Genomic DNA, 19,025 nt, shown 5'->3' on the forward strand with positions numbered 1-19,025 from the left:
GAGTCTCCGGAGGGGTCGACTACTGTCGGCGAGTCGGGGCCGGACCCCGTGAGTGCAGAATGTGACGCACGGAACATCTGGCCGGTTCCCTCTATCGGGAACCCACTACCGGTGGGTAACGTCCGGTCGGTCCACATGGTGGCGATGGCGCCCAGAGGAGCAGCAGTCTTGCGCGAGTTCAGCCTTCCGGCCCTGTACGAGGTCCCGTCGGACGGGAACCTGACGGATCTCATCCGCCGCAATGCCGCTCAGCACCCAGACACCGCCGTGATGAGCCGCAAGGCCGGCGGCCGGTGGCAGGACGTGACGGCGACCGAGTTCCTGGCCGAGGTCCGCGCCACGGCCAAGGGTCTGATCGCGGCGGGCGTCCGCCCCGGCGACCGCGTCGCCCTGATCTCCCGCACCCGCTACGAGTGGGTGCTCATCGACTTCGCGATCTGGAGCGCGGGCGGCGTCACCGTCCCCGTGTACGAGACGAGCTCCCCCGAGCAGATCCAGTGGATCCTCGGCGACTCCGGCGCGGTCGCCGTGGTCGTGGAGGGCCCCGGGCACGGCGAGGCCGTGGCCTCGCTGCGTGACCGCCTGCCGGAGCTGCGCGAGGTCTGGGAGATCGAGCAGGGGGCGGTGGAGGCGCTGAGGGCCGCGGGCGCGGCCGTCACCGACGCCGAGGTCGAGGAGCGCAGCAGTCTGGCGAACGCCGACGACCCGGCCACCATCGTCTACACCTCGGGCACCACCGGCCGCCCCAAGGGCTGTGTGCTGACCCACCGCAACTTCTTCGCGGAGTGCGGCAACGCGGTGGAGCGGCTGAGCCCGCTGTTCAAGACCGGTGAGTGCTCGGTGCTGCTGTTCCTGCCGGCCGCGCACGTCTTCGGGCGCCTGGTGGAGGTGGCGGCCGTACTGGCGCCGATCCGCCTGGGCTGCGTACCGGACATCAAGAACCTCACCGACGAGCTGCAGTCCTTCCGCCCCACTCTGATCCTCGGCGTCCCCCGGGTCTTCGAGAAGGTCTACAACTCGGCGCGCGCCAAGGCGCAGGCCGAGGGCAAGGGGAAGATCTTCGACGCGGCGGCCGACACGGCCATCGCCTACAGCCGCGCGCTGGACACCCCGCGCGGCCCGTCGTTCGGGCTGAAGCTCAAGCACAAGATCTTCTCGAAGCTGGTCTACAGCAAGCTGCACGCGGTCCTCGGCGGGCGCGGCGAATACGCGATCTCCGGCGGCGCGCCGCTGGGCGAGCGCCTCGGCCACTTCTTCCGCGGCATCGGCTTCACGGTCCTGGAGGGCTACGGCCTGACCGAGTCCTGCGCAGCGACCACCTTCAACCCGTGGGACAAGCAGAAGATCGGCACGGTGGGCCAGCCGATGCCGGGCTCCGTGGTGCGCATCGCGGACGACGGCGAGGTGCTGCTGCACGGCGAGCAGATCTTCACCGGCTACTGGAACAACGAGGCGGCGACCGCCGAGGCGCTGACCGACGGCTGGTTCCACACCGGCGACGTCGGCACCCTCGACGAGGACGGCTACCTGACGATCACCGGCCGCAAGAAGGAGCTCATCGTCACGGCGGGCGGCAAGAACGTGGCCCCCGCGGTGATCGAGGACCGGATCCGGGCGCACGCGCTGGTCGCCGAATGCATGGTGGTCGGCGACGCGAGGCCCTTCGTGGCCGCTCTGGTGACCATCGACGAGGAGTTCCTGGGCCGCTGGGCGGCGGAGAACGGCAAGCCGGCCGGGGTCACGGCGGCGGAGCTGCGCGAGGACGCGGACCTCATCGCCGCCGTCCAGAAGGCGATCGACGACGGCAACGCGGCGGTCTCCAAGGCGGAATCGGTGCGGAAATTCCGCATTCTGCCCTCCCAGTTCACGGAGGAGTCGGGACACATCACGCCGTCGCTGAAGCTCAAGCGCAACGTGGTGGCGAAGGACTACGCGGACGAGATCGAGGCGCTCTACCGCGGCTGATCCCGCCTCGGCGGGCCCGCGGCCGAGGCCGTGGTCAGCGGGGGTCGGCGGTGAGGATCCGGGCCATGTTCCGCTCGGCGAGGGCGGTGATGGTGACGAACGGGTTCACGCCGAGCGACCCCGGCACCAGGGAGCCGTCCACCACGTAGAGCCCCTGATAGCCCTTGACCCGCCCGTAGGCGTCGGTCGCGTCCCCGAGGACGCAGCCGCCCAACGGGTGGTAGGTGAAGTCGTCGGCGAAGGCCCGGTTCCCGCCGAACAGGTCGTAGCGGTAGATCGTGAAGTTGCGCCGGTTGATGCGGTCGAAGAGGCTCTTCGCCGCGTTGACCGCGGGCGTGTTCTGGTCCCGCCGCCAGTTCAGGCGTGCGGAGTCGGTGGCCGCGTCGTAGGTGAAGTACCCGCGCTCCGGGTTCCTGGTGATGGCCAGGTACATCGAGATCCAGTGTTCGAGGCCCATCGGGAGCGGGGCGATCTCGGCGAAGACCGGGTGTGCGGCGTTGTCCCAGTCGTCGATGCCCAGGGCGGGCATGGTGGCCTGGTGGGCGCCGACCGTGTCCCAGAGGTGGTTGGCGCGGGCGGTCATGACGTTGCCGTTCGGGCCCCAGCCGCGCCCGACCTGCTCACTGAGCGCGGGCAGGGCGCCGGTCTCACGGGCCCGCAGCAGGATCTCGGTGGTTCCCAGGCTGCCGGCGCCGAGGAAGAGCTGTCGGCAGCCGAGTTCGCGGACCTGGGTGACCTTCCCCGTCACGTCGCTGGTCCGGACCGTCAGCACGTACCCGCCCGCGGGGTCGGGCCGCACCCCGACCACGCGCTGCATGGTCTCGATGGTGACGTTGCCGGTACCGATGGCGGCGGCGAGGTAGGTCTTGTCGACGCTCTTCTTCCCGTGGTTGTTGCCGTAGATGACCTCTCCGGCCAGTGCCGAGCGGGGCGCCGTGCCGGCGGCCTCGCGCTTCATGTGGGCGAAGTCGTAGACGTTGGGCACGAAGACGGTCCGCAGACCGGTGTTGCGGGCGTGCTTGCGGGAGATCCGGGCGAAGCGGTACCACTCGGTGGACTCGAACCAGGCCGGGTCGATGTCGTTCACGCCGAGCATGGCGCGGGCGCGCGGGAAGTACGTGCCGTACATCTCGTCGGCGTCCACCCCGGGGAAGACCTCGGTGAAGTACGACCGCCTGGGCGTGGGGGCCATGCCGCCGTTGACGAGGGAACCGCCGCCGACGCCGCGCCCCACGTAGACGGACATGCCGCCGTAGTTCACGCGGTCCAGGACGCCGGGGTACGGGCTGATGTCCCGGTTGACCACGTCCAGCCAGAGGAACTGCGCGAGCGGGGCCTCGGTGCGGGTGCGGAACCACATGGAGCGGTGGTCGGGGGCGGAGGTGGAGGGGAAGACCTTGCCGTCGGGCCCGGGGGTGTCCCACAGCCGGCCCATCTCCAGGACGACGGTCCGCACGCCCGCCTGCCCGAGCCGCAGGGCGGCGACGGCGGATCCGTAGCCGGACCCGACCACGACGGCGGGGGCGTAGGGAGTGGCGGCGGGCTCGACGGCGGCGGCGGAGGCCGCCCCGATCCGTGTGAAGCCGAGCGCGGCGGCGGTCGAGAACGCGCGCCGAGACCCAGCATTTGACGACGTGTCAGGTTGGGTGTCATGGCCGCATCATGAGCGGATTCGGGCCGTCCGCCCAGACGCGGTGTTGACAGACATCCGAGGAACAGTCAGGCGTGGGAAACGACTCCGCCCGGTTCCTCCCGGCCGCCGCCGGCCTCTCCCGGCGGCTCCGGGCCCCTCCCGGCCGCCGCGGGCTACAACAGCTCGCGCAGGCGGGACGCCAGGAGGTCCCAGCGCCACTTCTCCTCGACCCAGGCGCGGCCCCGCTCGCCCATGCGGGCGCGCAGGTCCGGGTCCCGGAGCAGGGCCACGATCCGGTCCGCGGCCTCCTCGGGGGCACCGCCCCGCACCACCCAGCCCGTCTCGCCGTCCAGCACCGCGTCCGGCGCGCCGCCGGAATCGCCCGCGACCACCGGCAGGCCCGTCGCCGAGGCCTCCAGGTAGACGATGCCGAGCCCCTCCACGTCGAGACCGCCCCGCCGGGTCCGGCAGGGCATGGCGAAGACGTCGCCCGCGCCGTAGTGCGCGGGGAGTTCGGACCACGGGACGGCTCCCGTGAAGACCACCGACCGGGCCACGCCCGTGGACTCGGCCAGCGCGCGCAGGTCCGACTCGTACGGTCCGCCGCCGACGACCAGCAGCACGGCGTCGGGGACCGCGGCGAGGATTCTCGGCATGGACTCGATCAACGTGTCCTGGCCCTTGCGCGGGACCAGCCGTGACACGCACACCACCACGGGCCGGTCCGTCAGGCCGAGCCGGGCCCGGACCCCGTCGCCCCCCGACCCCGGGTGGAAGGTCTTCTCGTCGACGCCCGGCGGGAGTTGGACCATCCGCGCCGCCGCCCGGCCGGTGACCGCCGAGGCGATCCGGGACCGCGTGTACTCCCCCAGGTACGTGAGGGTGTCCGTGCCCTCGCCGATCCGCCGCAGCAGCCCGCGCGCGGCCGGCAGCTGGGCCCAGCCCGCCTCGTGCCCGTGGGTGGTGGCCACGATCCGCCGGGCACCGGCCCGCCGCAACGCCGGGCCCATCAGGCCGAGCGGGGCGGCGGCCCCGAACCACACCGACTCGCAGCCGTGTTCGCGCAACAGGCCGACGGCGCGCCGCGTCACCCGCGGGGTCGGCAGCAGCATCGTCGTACGATCGCGGACCACCTGGAACGGCTGCTCGGCGTCGAAGGCCGCGGTGGCCTCACGGCCCTCCGCGCCGTGCTTCCACGTGGAGGCGTAGACGACGACCCGGTCGGGATCCAGTCGCAGCGCCATGTTGTGGAGGAAGGCCTGGATGCCGCCCGGTCGCGGCGGGAAGTCGTTGGTCACGATCAGGGTCTTGTGCATCGCCTGCCGACAGTACCCGCTCAGCGCAGTTCCTCGCGAAGGAACTCCCGCCAGGCCTTCGACAGCTCCGCCCGGTCCACCCCGAGGGCGGTCGGCAGCGCGGTCTCCAGCGGTTCGCGGCCCGCCCGCCCGTACAGGTCCACCAGGGCCTCCTCGCCCCATTCGGCCGCGATCAGCCGGCAGGCCAGCCACGCCCCCTCGTAGGCCCGCGCGGCCGCCTCCGGGTCGCCGCCGAAGGCGAAGTCCTCCGTCCGGGGCAGGTCCCCCGGCAGTTCGCCGCGCCGCACCGCCCGGGCGAGCGCCGGGGCGGCCTGCACGGGGGGCGTGGAGGCACCCCGGTACGCCGCCCAGTCCGCGAAGCCCTCGGAGAGCCACTGGGGGGTGGTGGCGGAGGTCGCGGCGCGCGTGGCCACGTGCGTGACCTCGTGGGTCAGGATGATCCGCCGGCCCTCCGCACCCAGCCCGGCGTACCCCTCCGGATTGAGCACGACCCGGTCCGCGGGGCCCGGGCCCGGGCCCGCCCGGCCGGTGGTGACGGCGCCCAGCCCCCGGTAGGTGTCGGCGGAACGGCCCAGCAGCCGCGCCATCGCGTCGAGGGAGCCGGGGACCAGGACGACCACCCGCCCCGCCCACGGACCGGGCCAGGCGGCACGCGCGGCGGGCACCGCCCGGTCGGCCTCGGCGGCGACCTCCCGCAGCGTCCCGGCGCCCTGGCCGGCTCCGCCGAGCACCAGGGAGTAGGTGCCGGTGGCCACCGAGACCGGGCCCTGGTCCCACAGCTGCGGCAGGGCGCCCGGCGCGGGCCGGTCGGCGCTCACCCGCCAGGTGCCGCCCTCCCGGGCCAGCTCCACCTCGCGCGCCGACTCCTCGGGGGCGGTGTCGTGACCGGCCAGCCGGTAGCGCAGCCGGGCCGTGGCGACGGCCCGGTCGCCGTCGCGCCGCACCGCGGAGACCGTGTACGACCAGTCGGCCAGCGGGATCCCGGCGAGCCGCTCGGGCACCGACCGGGACCAGTCGGCGACGGCCCGGCGGACGTCCCGGCCGGTGGTGTCGGCGGTCCCGGCCGGCCGCGGGCCGCAGGCGACCGGCAGCGCGCACAGCAGGAGCAGCACGAGCGGCAGGAGGCGCGGCGGGCGGCGGACGGGGAGCATCCGCCGATCGTACGCAGGCCGCCCCGGACGGCGGGGAGGGGAGGGCGGCGGACGGAAGGGCGGCGGGGGGCCGCCGCCCGCGGGGTCAGGGGCGGGTCACCGCCGACACCGGCATCATCCCGACCGGGTCGTAGCGCACCCGCGCCCCGGGATAGGGGGCGTGGACCACCTGGCCGTTGCCGACGTACATGCCGACGTGGCTGGCGTCGGACCGGTACGTCACGAGGTCGCCCGGGCGGGCCTGCGAGAGCGGCACCTGCCGCCCCGCGTGCCGCTGGGCCTGCGAGGTCCGCGGCAGCGAGACGCCCGCCTGCCGGTAGGACCAGACCATCAGCCCGGAGCAGTCGAAGCCGGAGGGGCCGGTGGAGCCCCACACGTACGGGCGGCCGACGGCGGCCCGGGCAGCCATCACGGCGGCCGCGGCGCGGCCGGAGGAGGGGCCTCCGCCGCCGGCGGGGCCCAAATCCGGCAGCGTTTCGTGGCGCCCGCCGGAGCGCGAGGAGCGCTCGAAGTCGGCCCGCTCCTCGGACGGCATGGAGTTGAGCAGCCGCTGGGCCGCGGCGAGCTTCGCGGTGACGGAGCGCTTGTGGCGGGCGACGTCGGAGCGCAGGGCGTCGAGTTCGGCGAGTTTGTGGGAGGCCTCCGCCCGCACCTGCCCGAGCCGGCGCTGTTCCTGGCGCAGTTCGTGGAGCTGCCGGGCCTGGCGCTCGGTCAGCCGGTCCAGGGCCGCGGCCTGTTCCAGGTAGGCGTCGGGGTCCTCGGCGAGCATCAGCCCGACGGCGGGGTCGATGCCGCCGCTGCGGTACTGGGCCCCGGCGAAGGTGCCGAGGACGCCGCGCAAGGTGTTGATGCGCTGCTGGCCGCGGGCGACGGCGTCCTGGGCCCGGTTGACCTCGGCGCGGAGCCTGTCGGCCTTCTCGCCCGCCTCGTTGAAGTGCTCGGTGGCCTGCTCGGCCTCCTCGAAGAGCCGGTCCACTTGGGCGCTGACGCCGGACCTGGTGCCGCCGCCGGGCTCGTGCGGGAGGCCCGGGGCCGCGCTCGCGGGTGCGGCGGCCATGGCGACCGCGGCGGTCGCCGCGGCGGCGGTGAGGACGGTGACCTTCGGGTTCCGGTCGAGGCCGCCGAACCCGGGCCGACGATGGGACGCCACGTGCACCCGCTCCCTTCCGCTGAGCGGGGCCCGGGGCCGCCCCCCGTGGACGGCCGTGTGCCGGGTTCCGCGCTGGCAGACAGTAGCCGTGCGACCACGCACCGACCAACGACCGCCGGAGGGCACACACGCCGACGCCCCGCCGGAGACGCAGGTCACCGGCGGGGCGTGGGTCAGAGCGGGGCCGCGGAATTCGCCCGGATGGGCGGTGTGCGGCGCGTCAGATGCGGACGCCGAACTGGAACGGCATGTTGTCCATCGACTCGTACTTGACGCCGCCGCGCGGGTTCGAGGCGTGCAGCGTCATGTTGTTGCCGGCGTACAGGCCGACGTGGTGCAGGTCCCCGTAGAAGAAGACCAGGTCACCGGGCTGGAGCTGGCTGCGGCTGATGCGCGTGCCGTCGTTGGCCTGGGTGTAGGTGACGCGGCTGATGCTGACGCCGGCCTGCTTGTACGCCCACTGGGTCAGCCCGGAGCAGTCGAAGGAGTTGGGGCCCTCGTGGCCCGATATGTACGCGCTGCCGAGCTTGGTCTTGGCGGCCGCCAGGGCGGCTCCGGCACGACCGGAGGCACTGACGTTGCCGAGGTCGACGCGCTGGCCGTCGGCGCGGCTGGCGCGCGACTCCTCGTCCTTGAGCGCGGCGCGCTCCTGCGCCGTAAGGGTGTTGAGGATGGCCTGGGCGGCGGCCAGCTTCTCGGACGAGACCTTCTTCTTCTCGGCCAGCTCCTTGCGGGTGGCGTCGAGGTCGGCGAGCTTGCCGGATGCCTCCTGGCGCTGCTGCGCGAGGGTGCGCTGCTTCGCCTGGATCTTCTGGACCGCTTCGACCTGCTTGCCGCTCAGGTGCTCCAGGGTGGCGGCCTTGTCGAGGTAGCCGTCGGGGTCCTCGGAGAGGAGCAGGGCGAGGGAGGGGTCGATGCCGCCGCTGCGGTACTGGGCACTCGCCATCGAACCGAGCGCGCTGCGCAAGTCGTTGAGCTCGCTCTGGCCGCGCGCGACCTGGTCCTGGATCTGCCCGATCTCCTTCTCCAGGGTCGCCTGGCGCTCCTTGGCCCCGTTGAACTTCTCGGTGGCCTGCTCCGCCTCTTCGTAGAGGGCGTCGACCTGGCTCTTGACCTCGTCCTTGCTCGGCTTCGCCGGGGCGGCGGAGGCACTCTGCGCGGTGAGCGCGACGGCCGCGGCCGCGACCGAGGTGAGCACGGTCACACGAGCGCGGGTCGGCTGCTTGGGTCGACGGTGGGACGCCACGAAGGCGAGCTCCTTCTTCCTAGAGCCGCCGAAGAACGCAACTCGGCAGCACCTCCGCCGCCACTCCGAATGAGTGATCTACCGCACGAAGGTTTGAGCAGACCCTAGTGACCCAGCTGTGATCAGTTCAAATCCTGCCGGGAAAAAACTCGGGCCCCGACCAGGTTCTTTACTTTCAGCGCACGCTCCGTGCCGAGCACTTGACGGTGCGTCCCCCACAGGAGGTGCCAATTCCGGCATTCAGGCTGGGAGTTACGAAACGCGCGAAAGCCGCTTCAGCAGCAAAGCGGACGTTACGGGCCGCGCCCCGGCCTTGGCCACCCCGTCGGCGACCTCCCGGTCCGTGGAGACCACGACCACCGGCCGGCCGGCCGGCTCCGCCCGCACCAACTGCCGGATCAGCTCGTCGGCGGTCACCCCGGCCTTGGAGAACAGCACCCGCACACCGCGCGGCGGAGCGAGCAGCACCGGAGCCGCCAGCTCCGCGCCGTCGAAGACACAGGTCATCTCCGCGCCCGTCTGCGCGGCCAGCATCGACAGCCCGCCCAGCAGCCGCAGTCGCTGCTTCTCCAGCGGCATCGTCGGATAGCCGGTCTTGGTCACGTTGTAGCCGTCGACCACCAAGTGGGCCTGGGGCAGCGCCAACAGCTGGTCCAGCAGCGCCGGATCGGTCTCCGACAGGGCCCGCGCCGCGATGTCCTTCGGCGTCATCCGGCCCGGCTCCACCGCGTCCACCGTGTCGGCCGGGCGGGTGTTCACCGGCGGCAGCGCCAGCTCGCGGCGCAGCCCCTGCGCCGCGTCCAGCACGGTGTCCAGCAGCAGTCGCAGCCGCATGTCCTCGATGCTGCGCCCCTCGCGGGTGGCCCGGCGCGAGGTCTCCAGCGCCGTCTCCACCTCCGCCAGGCGGGACTTGAGCCGACGGTTCTCGCTCTCGGCCGCCGCCACCCTGGCCGCCGCCTCCCCGCGGATCCCGTCGATCTCGGCGGTCGCCTTGCGCAGGGCCGCCTCGCCGCGCTTGACGTCACTGAGGGCGCTGCGCAGCCGCCGCTGAAGCGATTCCGCTTCCTTTCGCGCGGCCTCCAGCTCGCCCCGCACCTGCTCGCCGCCCGTGCGCTGCAGCTCCCGTACCTGCTCCAGCTCCTCGCGCAGGCGCTCCAGCTCACGCCGGGTCTCCTCGCCGACCCGCTCGGCGTCGGCGCGCTGCGCCTCCTCACCCGCGGCGGCCACCAGCTTGACCCATCCGGCGGGCCGCAGGACGAAGGCGGCCGCCGCCACGTCCAGCGGGTCCGCGGCCGCCGGCGGTGCGCCGGACTCCAGCGCACCGGCCAGGTCCGCCTGGGCCTCGCGCAGCTTCTCGGCGACCCTGCCGCGGAACACCGGATCGGTCTCGACCGCCGCGGCCATGGCGTTGCCCGCGAACTTGGCCCGCCGGGTCGGGGTGAAGCGGGCGTACTGGCGCAACTGCGCCGGCAGGTCCGCGACGGTCAGCGCGCCGAAGGCGTCCGAGACGAGCGCGACGACCCGGCGCCGCACGCCTTCCGGAAGCGGGCGGTCGAGCGCCTCCGCGGCGTCGTCGGCCGCGTCGGCCGACCCGGCGCCGCTTGCTGGCTCCACAATCCGTCACCCCTACCGTGATGGTCTACCTGCGGACGGGGCTCCGTCAGGAGTCCGCGCCCGGCCTGTCCACGAGCTCGATCTGGTCCACCGCGTTGCACCAGCGGCAGCGGACCGACTCGATGGTCTCATTGACCACCTCGCGCTCCTCGACCTTGGGCTCCCCGGCGAGGTCCAGGTGGACGTACTCGACGACCTTCGACGAGCGGGTGACATCGAAGCGCGTGAGGTTGCCGCACAGGGTGCAGCGCCACCGCGTGGTGTCGGTCGGCAGGGGAACCGTCATCGGGCTGCTCGCTCCTTCGTAGCTGATTCAATTAAAGCGGCCCGTTCGGCCGTCCGCGTCGGCCTGCGTACCGCAGCTCGTAACCCTACGGCCTGGCAGCGCTTCAGGTGGGGTGCGTTGCGTCATGCTCTGTCACATGATCGTAAGGTGGCGGACTGTGCGCGAGGCTGTCCGGGGACCGGTGGTCACCCACGCGCTGATCGCGGGCTGCGGCGTGGTGTTCGTCCTGAGCCCGGCCTCGGGGCTCAATCCGGTCTACGGCACCGGCGACGAACTACTGGTCGCGGGCGCCGAGTACTTCCGGCGCTGGGGCGTGGTCCCGGACGAGCTCTTCACGGACACCCCCCGTGCCTGGCTGACCCCGCTGACCGCGCTCTTCGTCCACGGCAGCTGGCTGCACCTGCTGGGCAACATGCTCTTCCTCTTCGTCTTCGGCGCGATGGCCGAGGAGCGAATGGGCCGCCCGGCGTTCCTCGTCTTCTACCTCTGCACGGGCTACCTGGCACTGGCGGCGTACGCGGCGGCCAACGCGGAGTCCGCGCAGACACTGGTGGGTGCTTCGGGGGCGATCTCGGCCGTCCTGGGGGCGTTCCTGTACCTGCTGCCGAGGGCGCGGGTGACGAGCCTGTTCCCGTTCCTGTTCTTCCTGCCCCTGCGGTTCCCGGCGTGGATCGTGCTGCTGTTCTGGTTCGCCCTGCAGTGGGTGGCGGCGCACCGCGCGGAGAGCGGGCCGGGAGTCGCCTATCTGGCCCATCTGGTGGGGTTCTCGCTCGGCTTCCTCTACGCATGGGCCCGGTATCGGGGTACGACTAGAGTGAGGCGACCAGCGACGGCCACCGAGGGAGACAGCCAGCCGTGATCACCGCGATCGTGCTCATCAAGACCAGCGTGGACCGCATCCCCGAGATCGCCGAGTCCATCGCCGCCCTCGACAACGTCAGCGAGGTCTACTCCGTCACCGGGACGTACGACCTGATCGCGCTGGTCCGCGTGAACCGCCACGAGAACCTGGCCGACATCATCCCCGGCCGCATCAGCAAGATCCCGGGCGTCGAGGCCACCGACACGCACGTGGCGTTCCGCACGTACTCGCAGCACGACCTGGAGGCGGCGTTCGCGATCGGCCTGGACGCGTAGCGCCGGCTTCGACCGTCCACATCCCGGGCGCTGCCCGGACCCGCGCCTCCATCGCCGGCGAGGCTCAATGGGTGCGGGTTGCCCTGCGGGCGGCTCGGCGGGGCGGTGTCGGTCCGGTCCGGGGAGCGGCGCCGCCGCCGGGGCGTCTCCTCGCGCGGGGCACCGACCCGCGCTCCTGCGGAGCAGCCCCGCGGAAAGCCGTCAGCCCACGGGGACGCAGCGGCCCTCCTCCGTGCGGTACTGCCACTTCGCGCCATCCTCGACAAGCTCCTTGACCGCCCGGACGAAGCGCTCCACGTGCTCGTCCGGGGTGCCGGCGCCGAAGCTGACGCGGATCGCGTTCAGGGAGCGCTCGCCCGGAGCGGCCTCGGGGGCCCCGCACTCGCCCGGGGCCTGCGGCTCGCTGCCCAGCAGGGTCCGTACCAGCGGGTGGGCGCAGAACAGGCCGTCTCGGACGCCGATCCCGTACTCGGCGGAGAGCGCGGCGGCGAAGTGGGAGCTGTTCCAGCCGTCCACCACGAAGGAGATGACGCCGACGCGCGGGGCGTCATCGCCGAAGAGGGACAGGACCCGGACCGCCGGAACCTCCGCCAGACCCTCGCGGACCCGGGCCACCAGCCGCTGCTCGCGGGCCACCAGGGTCTCGAACCCGGCCTCGCTCAGGGCCCGGCAGGCCGAGGCGATGGAGTAGACGCCGATGACGTTCGGGGAGCCGGCCTCGTGGCGGGCCGCCGTGGTGTGCCACTCGACGTCCACGCCGCCGTCCTCACGGCGGGAGACCTTGCGGGAGGCCCCGCCGCCGGCCAGGTACGGATCGGCCTCCTGGAGCCAGTCGGCGCGGCCGGCGAGGACGCCCGAGCCGAAGGGCGCGTAGAGCTTGTGGCCGGAGAAGGCGACCCAGTCGACGTCGAGGTCCCGCACGGAGACGGGGTGGTGCGGGGCCAGCTGGGCGGCGTCCAGCACGATCCGCGCGCCGTGGGCGTGCGCGGCGGCGGCGAGTTCCTTCACCGGCCACAGCTCGCCGGTGACGTTGGAGGCGCCGGTGACGCACACGAGCGCCGGGCCGTAGGGCTCGCGGTCGGCGAGCGCCCGCTCCAGGGTGGCGACGGCCTCGGCCGGGGTGCGCGGCGCGTTGAGGTAGGTGACCTGCGCGTTCGTCCACGGCAGGAGCGAGGCGTGGTGCTCGGTCTCGAAGACGAAGACCTGGCAGTCGGCCGGGAGCGCCGCGGCGAGCAGGTTCAGGGAGTCGGTGGTGGAGCGGGTGAAGACGACCTGGTCGCCGGGGCGGCAGTCGAGGAACTCGGCGACCGTGGCGCGGCTCTGCTCGAAGAGGTCGGTGGACAGCTGCGAGAGGTATCCGGCGCCGCGGTGGACGCTGCCGTAGTAGGGGGCGTAGGCGGCCACGTCGTCCCAGACCCGCTGGAGGGCGGGGGCGCTGGCGGCGTAGTCGAGGGCCGCGTAGGTGACCTCGCCGCCGGTGACGAGCGGGACGGTGACGTCTCGGCCGAGGACGGCGAGCGGCTCGGCACAGGCGGGGTCCTGGGCGGTGGCGACGGTGGTGGCGGTGGCAGTGGCGGTGTTCAGGGATGCGGACATGGCGGTATCTCCCGGCAGGCAGGGCTGAATGGCTTCGGTGTGCCCGTACGCACGTGGGTACGGGAAGATCCCCGGGACGAGAGGAGGGCGCACGGAAGTGACCCTGGTCCGAGGGTGAAGAAGGGGCGTCGGTCGCCCTATCGCATTCGCTTGCTCACGGAAAACGCTCCTCGAAAGACCAGGACCCCTGGTGTCGAGGGATCCGCGCTTGCCGTAGGCCTTGCTGCCTACGACCTGGTCATCACCCGGGGCACCCCGCCACGGAAGGAGGGTTGCCGGACAGCAAGCCGGGGCCTACACGCTGTCACTCGTGACCTGGTCTGCATCCTGCCACATGATCGGCCGGCCGCCAGACCCCGGTCCACATCGCGGACCGGGGTCCGGCCGGAAACGGGCGCCGCGGTCAGGCGTTGCTGGCCGTCACCCAGCGCTCCAGCGCGGCCCTGGCGGCACCGGAGTCGATCGACTCGGCCGCGCGGGTGATGCCGGCCGCGATCTGCTCCTCCAGGCTGCCCGTGCCGGGGTCGAGGGCCACCAGGGCGGCCGCCGAGTTCAACAGCACGGCGTCGCGGACCGGTCCGGTCTCGCCGGCCAGCAGGCGACGGGCCACGTCCGCGTTGTACGAGGGGTCCCCGCCGGCCAGGGCCGAGACGTCCACCAGGGGGATGCCGACGTCACGCGGGTCGAAGGACTGCTCGGCGACCTCCCCGCCGCGGACCCACCAGACGCGGGAGGTCGCCGTGGTGGTCAGTTCGTCCAGGCCGTCGTCGCCGCGGAAGACCAGCGCCGAGGAGCCGCGTTCGGCGAGCACGCCCGCGACGATGGGCGCCATCCGGGGGTCCGCCACGCCGGTGGCCTGGGACCGGACGCGGGCCGGGTTGGTGAGCGGGCCGAGGATGTTGAAGGTGGTGCGGATGCCCAGTTCCCGGCGGGCACCGGCGACGTGGCGCAGGGCCGGGTGGAACTTCACCGCGAAGCAGAAGGTGATGCCGGCCTCCTCGGCGACCTCGACGACCCGGGCGGTGCTCAGGTCGAGGTTGACGCCGAGCTTCTCCAGGACGTCCGAGGAGCCGCTCGCGGAGGACGCGGCCCGGTTGCCGTGTTTGACGACCTTGGCGCCGGTCCCGGCCACGACGACCGCCGACATCGTGGAGATGTTCACCGTCTTGGCCCCGTCGCCGCCGGTGCCGACGATGTCGACGCTGGGGCCGGGCACCTCGATGAGGTTGGCGTGCTCGTACATGGCCCGCACGAGGCCGTTGATCTCGGCGACCGTCTCCCCCTTGGCACGCAGGGCGACCACGAAACCGGCGATCTGGGCATCGGTGGCCTCCCCCCGCATGATCCGGTCCATGGCCCAGGCCGTGTCGTCCGCGCGCAGGTCCCGGCCGGTCAGCAGGGCGTCGAGGACGCCCGGCCAGCCACGGGCCGCCACGCTGTCGCCGCCTGCCGGGGTCACAACGTTCATGGTCAGCTCCTGCTGCTGGTAGGGGTCCCCGTCGATTGGGAAGGAGATCAGCCTATCCAGCCCCGGTTACGGCAAAGAGCCCCGTCCAGACACTGGACGGGGCTCTCGCCGTGGCGACACCAGGACTGACCGAAATCAGTCCCTCATGCGGTGGTGCGGGGGATCAGTGGTGGCCGTGGCCGGACTGGATCTCCTTGTACTCCTCCACCGTGGGCTTCGGGATCTGGTTGCCCTCGGCGTAGAAGCCCTTGCTGAGCTTCGCGCGCAGCTTCTCGGTGGCCTTCACCTTGCGCTCGACGCCGTTCTCGTCGACCGTCGGGCCGATTTCGAGCGGCTTGTACTGCTCGTGCGCGGTGAGGGTGTGCAGCTTGCCCTGCGAAAGCGGCTCGTGGACCTCGACGAACTCACCGTGCGGCAGGCGCTTGATGATGCCGGTCTCGCGACCGTGCAGCACCTTGTCCCGGTCCCGGCGCTGGAGGCCGAGGCAGATCCGCTTGGTGACGATGAAGGCGAGGACCGGGCAGACGAAGAAGCCGATCCGCGCGAACCAGGTGATCGAGTTGATCGACAGGTGGAAGAACTGCGCGAACATGTCGTTTCCACCGGCGATCAGCAGGACGACGTACCAGGTCAGCCAGGCCACACCGAAGGCGGTGCGGGTCGGGACGTTGCGCGGGCGGTCCAGGATGTGGTGCTCGCGCTTGTCTCCGGTGACCCAGGACTCGACGAAGGGGTACACGGCGATCGTCGCCAGGACCATCGGGAAGATCATCAGCGGGATGAACACGCCGAGGACCAGCGTGTGACCCCAGAGGTTGATCTCCCAGCCCGGCATGGCACGGATGAGGCCCTCGGAGAAGCCCATGTACCAGTCCGGCTGCGCGCCCGTGGACACGTGGTCCGGGACGTAGGGTCCGAGCGCCCAGATCGGGTTGATCGAGGCGATGCCCGCGATGGCCGCGATGATGCCGAAGACCAGGAAGAAGAAGCCGCCCGCCTTCGCCATGTACACCGGGAGCAGCGGCATGCCGACGACGTTCTTGTTCGTCTTGCCGGGACCCGCGAACTGGGTGTGCTTGTGGTAGAAGACCAGGATCAGGTGGGCCACCAGCAGGCCCATCATGATGCCCGGCAGCAGCAGGATGTGGATCGAGTAGAACCTGGCCACGAAGTCGTGCCCGGGGAACTCGCCGCCGAACAGGAACATCGACAGGTACGTGCCCACGACCGGCACGGACAGGATCGCGCCCTGCATGAAGCGGACACCGGTGCCCGAGAGCAGGTCGTCCGGCAGGGAGTAGCCGGTGAAGCCGGTGAACATGCCGAGGACCAGCAGCAGGAAGCCGAACAGCCAGTTGATCTCGCGCGGCTTGCGGAACGCGCCGGTGAAGAAGACGCGCATCATGTGCACCATCATCGCCGCGACGAAGATCAGGGCCGCCCAGTGGTGGATCTGCCGGATGAGCAGACCACCGCGGACGTCGAAGCTGATGTCCAGCGTCGAGGCGAACGCCTCGGACATCCGCACACCCTGCATCGGCACGTACGAGCCGTGGTACACGACCTCGTTCATGCTCGGGTGGAAGAACAGCGTCAGGTACACACCCGTGAGGATGATGATGATGAAGCTGTAGAGCGCGATCTCACCCAGCATGAAGGACCAGTGGTCCGGGAAGATCTTGCGCATGTTCGCCTTGGCCAGGCTGTAGATGCCCAGGCGGCCGTCCGCCCAGTCAGCCACGCGCTCGCCGGCGGGCGCTTTGCGCGCCTGTGCGTCAGTGGTCGCAGTACTCATCCGCGCTCCCAGAATGCAGGACCGACGGGCTCTTCGAAGTCGCCGAGCGCTTCGAGGAAGCCTTCGTCATTCACACCGATCCGCAGCTGCGGAAGCGCGTGACCGGCCGGGCCGAAGATGACACGGGCGCCGTCGGAGAGGTCGAAGGTGGACTGGTGGCACGGGCAGAGCACGTGGTGCGTCTGCTGCTCGTACAGGCTGATCGGGCAGCCGACGTGGGTGCAGATCTTCGAGTAGGCCACGATGCCCTCGTGGGACCACTCCAGCTCCTGCTTGTCCTTGATGTCCTCCGGCTTGAGCCGGACGATCATCAGGGCCGCCTTGGCGATCTGGGTCATGTAGTCGTGCGCGTCCTCCTCCAGGCCCTCGGGCTTGGCGAAGGTGAGCGAACCGACCAGGACGTCCTCGGGACGCAGCGGCTCCATCGTGTTCTGGTTGATGAGCAGCTTGCCCTTCGCCCAGACCGTCTTGCGCAGCTTCTCCTCGGGCAGCGGGCCCAGGTCGCGCAGCAGCATCACACCGGAGAGCGGGACCAGAGCCAGCGCGCCCAGCATGGTGTTGCGGATCAGCGGCCGCCGGCCGATGCCGGACTCGTTCGCGCCGTCGGCGAAGTCCTGCATGACCTTGGCCCTGACCTCCGGCGCGGCGGAGATCTCGTGGCGGTCGTCGGCGACCTCCACGTCGGACATCAGGGTGCGGGCCCAGTGCACGGCACCGGCGCCGATGCAGAACAGCGCGATGCCCAGGGTGACGCCCAGCGCGAAGTTGAGCGCGCTCACCTTCCCGATGGGGAAGATGTACACGATCTTGTCGACCGGGAGGATCACGTAGGAGGCGATGAAGGCGACCGTGGCCAGCATCGACACCGTGAACAGCATCGCGACCGTGCGCTCGGAACGCTTCGCCGCCCGCTCGTCGATGTCCTGGATGCGCGGCTTGTGGACCGGCAGGCCCGGGTCGGCGAACGGGTCGTCCGCGACCGCTACGCCACCGTGGTGCGCGTCGCCCTGCTCGCTCGGCAGGTGCTTGTCTTCGGGAATCTCTTGGCTACTCATGACTTCTTGGCCTTAGCGGTGTGGGCCGCGACCCAGACGGCGACAGCGATCAGCGCACCCAGTCCGAAGACCCAGCCGAACAGGCCCTCGGAGACCGGGCCGAGCCCGCCGAGCTTGAGGCCGCCGGGGTTCGTCGACTTCTCGCCGTTGACGTTCTGGAGGTACGCGATGATGTCCTTCTTCTGCTGCTCCGGCATGGTGCTGTCAGGGAAGGAGGGCATGTTCTGCGGGCCGGTCTGCATGGCCTCGTAGATGTGCTTCGGCGTGACGTCCTCAAGGTTGGGGGCGTACTTGCCGTTCGTCAGCGCGCCGCCCTCGCCGGTGAAGTTGTGGCACTGCGCGCAGTTGTTGCGGAACAGCTCACCGCCCTTGGCGATGTCGGCGTCCGCCGGGTCGTACTGCTTCTCGGTCGGCGTGATCGGGCCGGCACCGAGGGAGGCGATGTACGCGGCCAGCTGGTCGATCTGCGCCTGGGTGTAGATGACCGGCTTCTTCGGCACCTGGGCGCCGGGCTGCTGGGCGGGCATGCGGCCCGTGCTCACCTGGAAGTCGACGGCCGCGGAGCCGACGCCGACCAGGCTCGGGCCGTCAGAGGAACCCTGACCGCCGGTTCCGTGGCAGCTTGCGCAACCCACGGCGTAGAGCTTCTTGCCCTCCTCGATGGCGAGGGACTGGGCGGTTTCATCGGCCTGCGCCTTGCCCGCGGGAGCAAAGGCGGCGTACAGCCCCCCAGTGGCCGCCAGCGCGAGGAGTAGAACGACGACCGCCGCCAGCGGATGGCGTCGTCGTGCGGAGAGCTTTTTCACGGATTACCCCGGTGTCAGGATCTTCTGCGTCGGTGTGTCTGGATGGAGTGCCGGGTCGGGCCCGGTGACGTGTTCGCTACTTGATCAGGTAGATCGTGGCGAAGAGGCCGATCCAGACGACATCGACGAAGTGCCAGTAGTAGGACACGACGATGGCCGACGTGGCCTGTTCGTGGGTGAACCTCTTGGCCGCGTACGTCCGGCCGAGGACCAGCAGGAAGGCGATGAGGCCGCCCGTCACGTGCAGACCGTGGAAGCCGGTGGTCAGGTAGAACACCGAGCCGTACGGACCGGACGAGAGGCTCATGCCCTCGTGCTTGACCAGCTCGGTGTACTCGAACACCTGGCCGCCAATGAAGATCGCACCCATGACGAACGTGATGATGAACCACGTCCGGAGCTTCTTCACGTCACCGCGCTCGGCGGCGAACACGCCGAGCTGGCAGGTGAGGGAGGAAAGCACCAGGATCGTCGTGTTCGTCGCCGAGAAGGGCAGATTCAAGGCCGAGGCCTGCTCTGTCCAGTACTCGGGACCCGTCACGGATCGCAGGGTGAAGTACATCGCGAAGAGGGCCGCGAAGAACATCAGCTCGGAACTCAACCAGATGATGGTTCCGACGCTGACGAGGTTCGGCCGGTTGACCGTCGGGTGCGCGTGCCCGGTATCTACTGTCGTTGCTGTCGCCACGACCGACATTATGTCGGTCGCTTATCCCGCCCTCACCCCGGGGGGTGCCGTTCGGAGTGTCAGGGGCGTGTGCAAGGCCCGAACGGCCCATCAGATGACGGCCCCGCGCACTCTCGTGC

At 71.3% G+C, this 19,025-nt stretch carries 15 protein-coding genes, 1 pseudogene and 1 riboswitch; of the genes and pseudogenes, 3 read left to right on the forward strand and 13 right to left on the reverse strand.

Annotated elements, in window-relative coordinates; genetic code table 11:
- Positions 1-168 precede the first annotated feature (168 nt).
- Complete coding sequence (locus tag R4Z63_RS08525) at positions 169-1,965, forward strand: AMP-dependent synthetase/ligase (RefSeq protein WP_384450230.1); 1,797 nt, start codon at positions 169-171, stop codon at positions 1,963-1,965.
- A gap of 34 nt (positions 1,966-1,999) precedes the next feature.
- On the opposite strand, the pseudogene R4Z63_RS08530 reads toward R4Z63_RS08525, so the two are convergent.
- The 7 genes and pseudogenes from R4Z63_RS08530 to R4Z63_RS08560 all read right to left on the reverse strand — a co-directional run bounded on the left by R4Z63_RS08530 (position 2,000) and on the right by R4Z63_RS08560 (position 10,361).
- Positions 2,000-3,618 (reverse strand): annotated as a pseudogene (locus R4Z63_RS08530) (GMC oxidoreductase).
- A 153-nt stretch (positions 3,619-3,771) separates the two neighbouring features.
- Complete coding sequence (locus tag R4Z63_RS08535; protein WP_037927008.1) at positions 3,772-4,914, reverse strand: glycosyltransferase family 4 protein; 1,143 nt, start codon at positions 4,912-4,914, stop codon at positions 3,772-3,774.
- Positions 4,915-4,934: 20 nt separating this feature from the next.
- Positions 4,935-6,065 (reverse strand): hypothetical protein, encoded by a 1,131-nt coding sequence (locus R4Z63_RS08540; protein ID WP_384450234.1) that lies wholly within the window; start codon positions 6,063-6,065, stop codon positions 4,935-4,937.
- Positions 6,066-6,150: 85 nt separating this feature from the next.
- The gene (locus tag R4Z63_RS08545; RefSeq protein WP_384450237.1) at positions 6,151-7,215 is read right to left on the reverse strand and encodes a C40 family peptidase; all 1,065 of its coding nucleotides are present in this window, start codon (positions 7,213-7,215) and stop codon (positions 6,151-6,153) included.
- 220 nt (positions 7,216-7,435) lie between these two features.
- Positions 7,436-8,461, reverse strand: coding sequence for a C40 family peptidase (locus tag R4Z63_RS08550; RefSeq protein ID WP_037927009.1), 1,026 nt, complete (start codon positions 8,459-8,461; stop codon positions 7,436-7,438).
- A 252-nt stretch (positions 8,462-8,713) separates the two neighbouring features.
- Positions 8,714-10,078, reverse strand: a complete 1,365-nt coding sequence (locus R4Z63_RS08555) for an NYN domain-containing protein (protein ID WP_037927011.1) — start codon at positions 10,076-10,078, stop codon at positions 8,714-8,716.
- A gap of 43 nt (positions 10,079-10,121) precedes the next feature.
- Positions 10,122-10,361 (reverse strand): hypothetical protein, encoded by a 240-nt coding sequence (locus R4Z63_RS08560; protein WP_008738811.1) that lies wholly within the window; start codon positions 10,359-10,361, stop codon positions 10,122-10,124.
- A gap of 124 nt (positions 10,362-10,485) precedes the next feature.
- On the opposite strand from R4Z63_RS08560, the gene R4Z63_RS08565 reads away from it, so the two are divergent.
- Positions 10,486-11,220, forward strand: a complete 735-nt coding sequence (locus R4Z63_RS08565) for a rhomboid family intramembrane serine protease (protein WP_037927014.1) — start codon at positions 10,486-10,488, stop codon at positions 11,218-11,220.
- Complete coding sequence (locus R4Z63_RS08570; RefSeq protein WP_030850086.1) at positions 11,217-11,498, forward strand: Lrp/AsnC family transcriptional regulator; 282 nt, start codon at positions 11,217-11,219, stop codon at positions 11,496-11,498. The genes R4Z63_RS08565 and R4Z63_RS08570 overlap by 4 nt, the downstream gene beginning before the upstream one ends.
- Positions 11,499-11,699: 201 nt before the next feature.
- Here R4Z63_RS08570 and R4Z63_RS08575 read toward each other — a convergent pair whose 3' ends face one another.
- The 6 genes from R4Z63_RS08575 to ctaE form a co-directional block, all read right to left on the reverse strand.
- Positions 11,700-13,094, reverse strand: coding sequence for an aminotransferase class V-fold PLP-dependent enzyme (locus R4Z63_RS08575; protein ID WP_384450242.1), 1,395 nt, complete (start codon positions 13,092-13,094; stop codon positions 11,700-11,702).
- 199 nt (positions 13,095-13,293) lie between these two features.
- Positions 13,294-13,410, reverse strand: a riboswitch (SAM riboswitch).
- An 87-nt stretch (positions 13,411-13,497) separates the two neighbouring features.
- On the reverse strand, positions 13,498-14,562 hold the full coding sequence (gene trpD / locus R4Z63_RS08580) for an anthranilate phosphoribosyltransferase (protein WP_037927015.1): 1,065 nt from the start codon (positions 14,560-14,562) through the stop codon (positions 13,498-13,500).
- Between the two features lie 163 nt (positions 14,563-14,725).
- Positions 14,726-16,357 (reverse strand): cytochrome bc1 complex cytochrome b subunit, encoded by a 1,632-nt coding sequence (gene qcrB / locus R4Z63_RS08585; RefSeq protein ID WP_037927018.1) that lies wholly within the window; start codon positions 16,355-16,357, stop codon positions 14,726-14,728.
- Complete coding sequence (qcrA, locus tag R4Z63_RS08590) at positions 16,354-17,412, reverse strand: cytochrome bc1 complex Rieske iron-sulfur subunit (protein ID WP_037927021.1); 1,059 nt, start codon at positions 17,410-17,412, stop codon at positions 16,354-16,356. Before qcrA ends, qcrB begins: the two co-directional genes overlap by 4 nt.
- The gene (qcrC, locus tag R4Z63_RS08595; RefSeq protein ID WP_037927024.1) at positions 17,409-18,218 is read right to left on the reverse strand and encodes a cytochrome bc1 complex diheme cytochrome c subunit; all 810 of its coding nucleotides are present in this window, start codon (positions 18,216-18,218) and stop codon (positions 17,409-17,411) included. Before qcrC ends, qcrA begins: the two co-directional genes overlap by 4 nt.
- A gap of 76 nt (positions 18,219-18,294) precedes the next feature.
- Positions 18,295-18,915 carry an aa3-type cytochrome oxidase subunit III gene (ctaE, locus tag R4Z63_RS08600; RefSeq protein ID WP_030036314.1) on the reverse strand — a complete coding sequence of 207 codons (621 nt, stop codon included), beginning with the start codon at positions 18,913-18,915 and terminating at the stop codon, positions 18,295-18,297.
- Positions 18,916-19,025: the final 110 nt, after the last annotated feature.

The organism is Streptomyces sp. PL-29 (assembly GCF_058344425.1).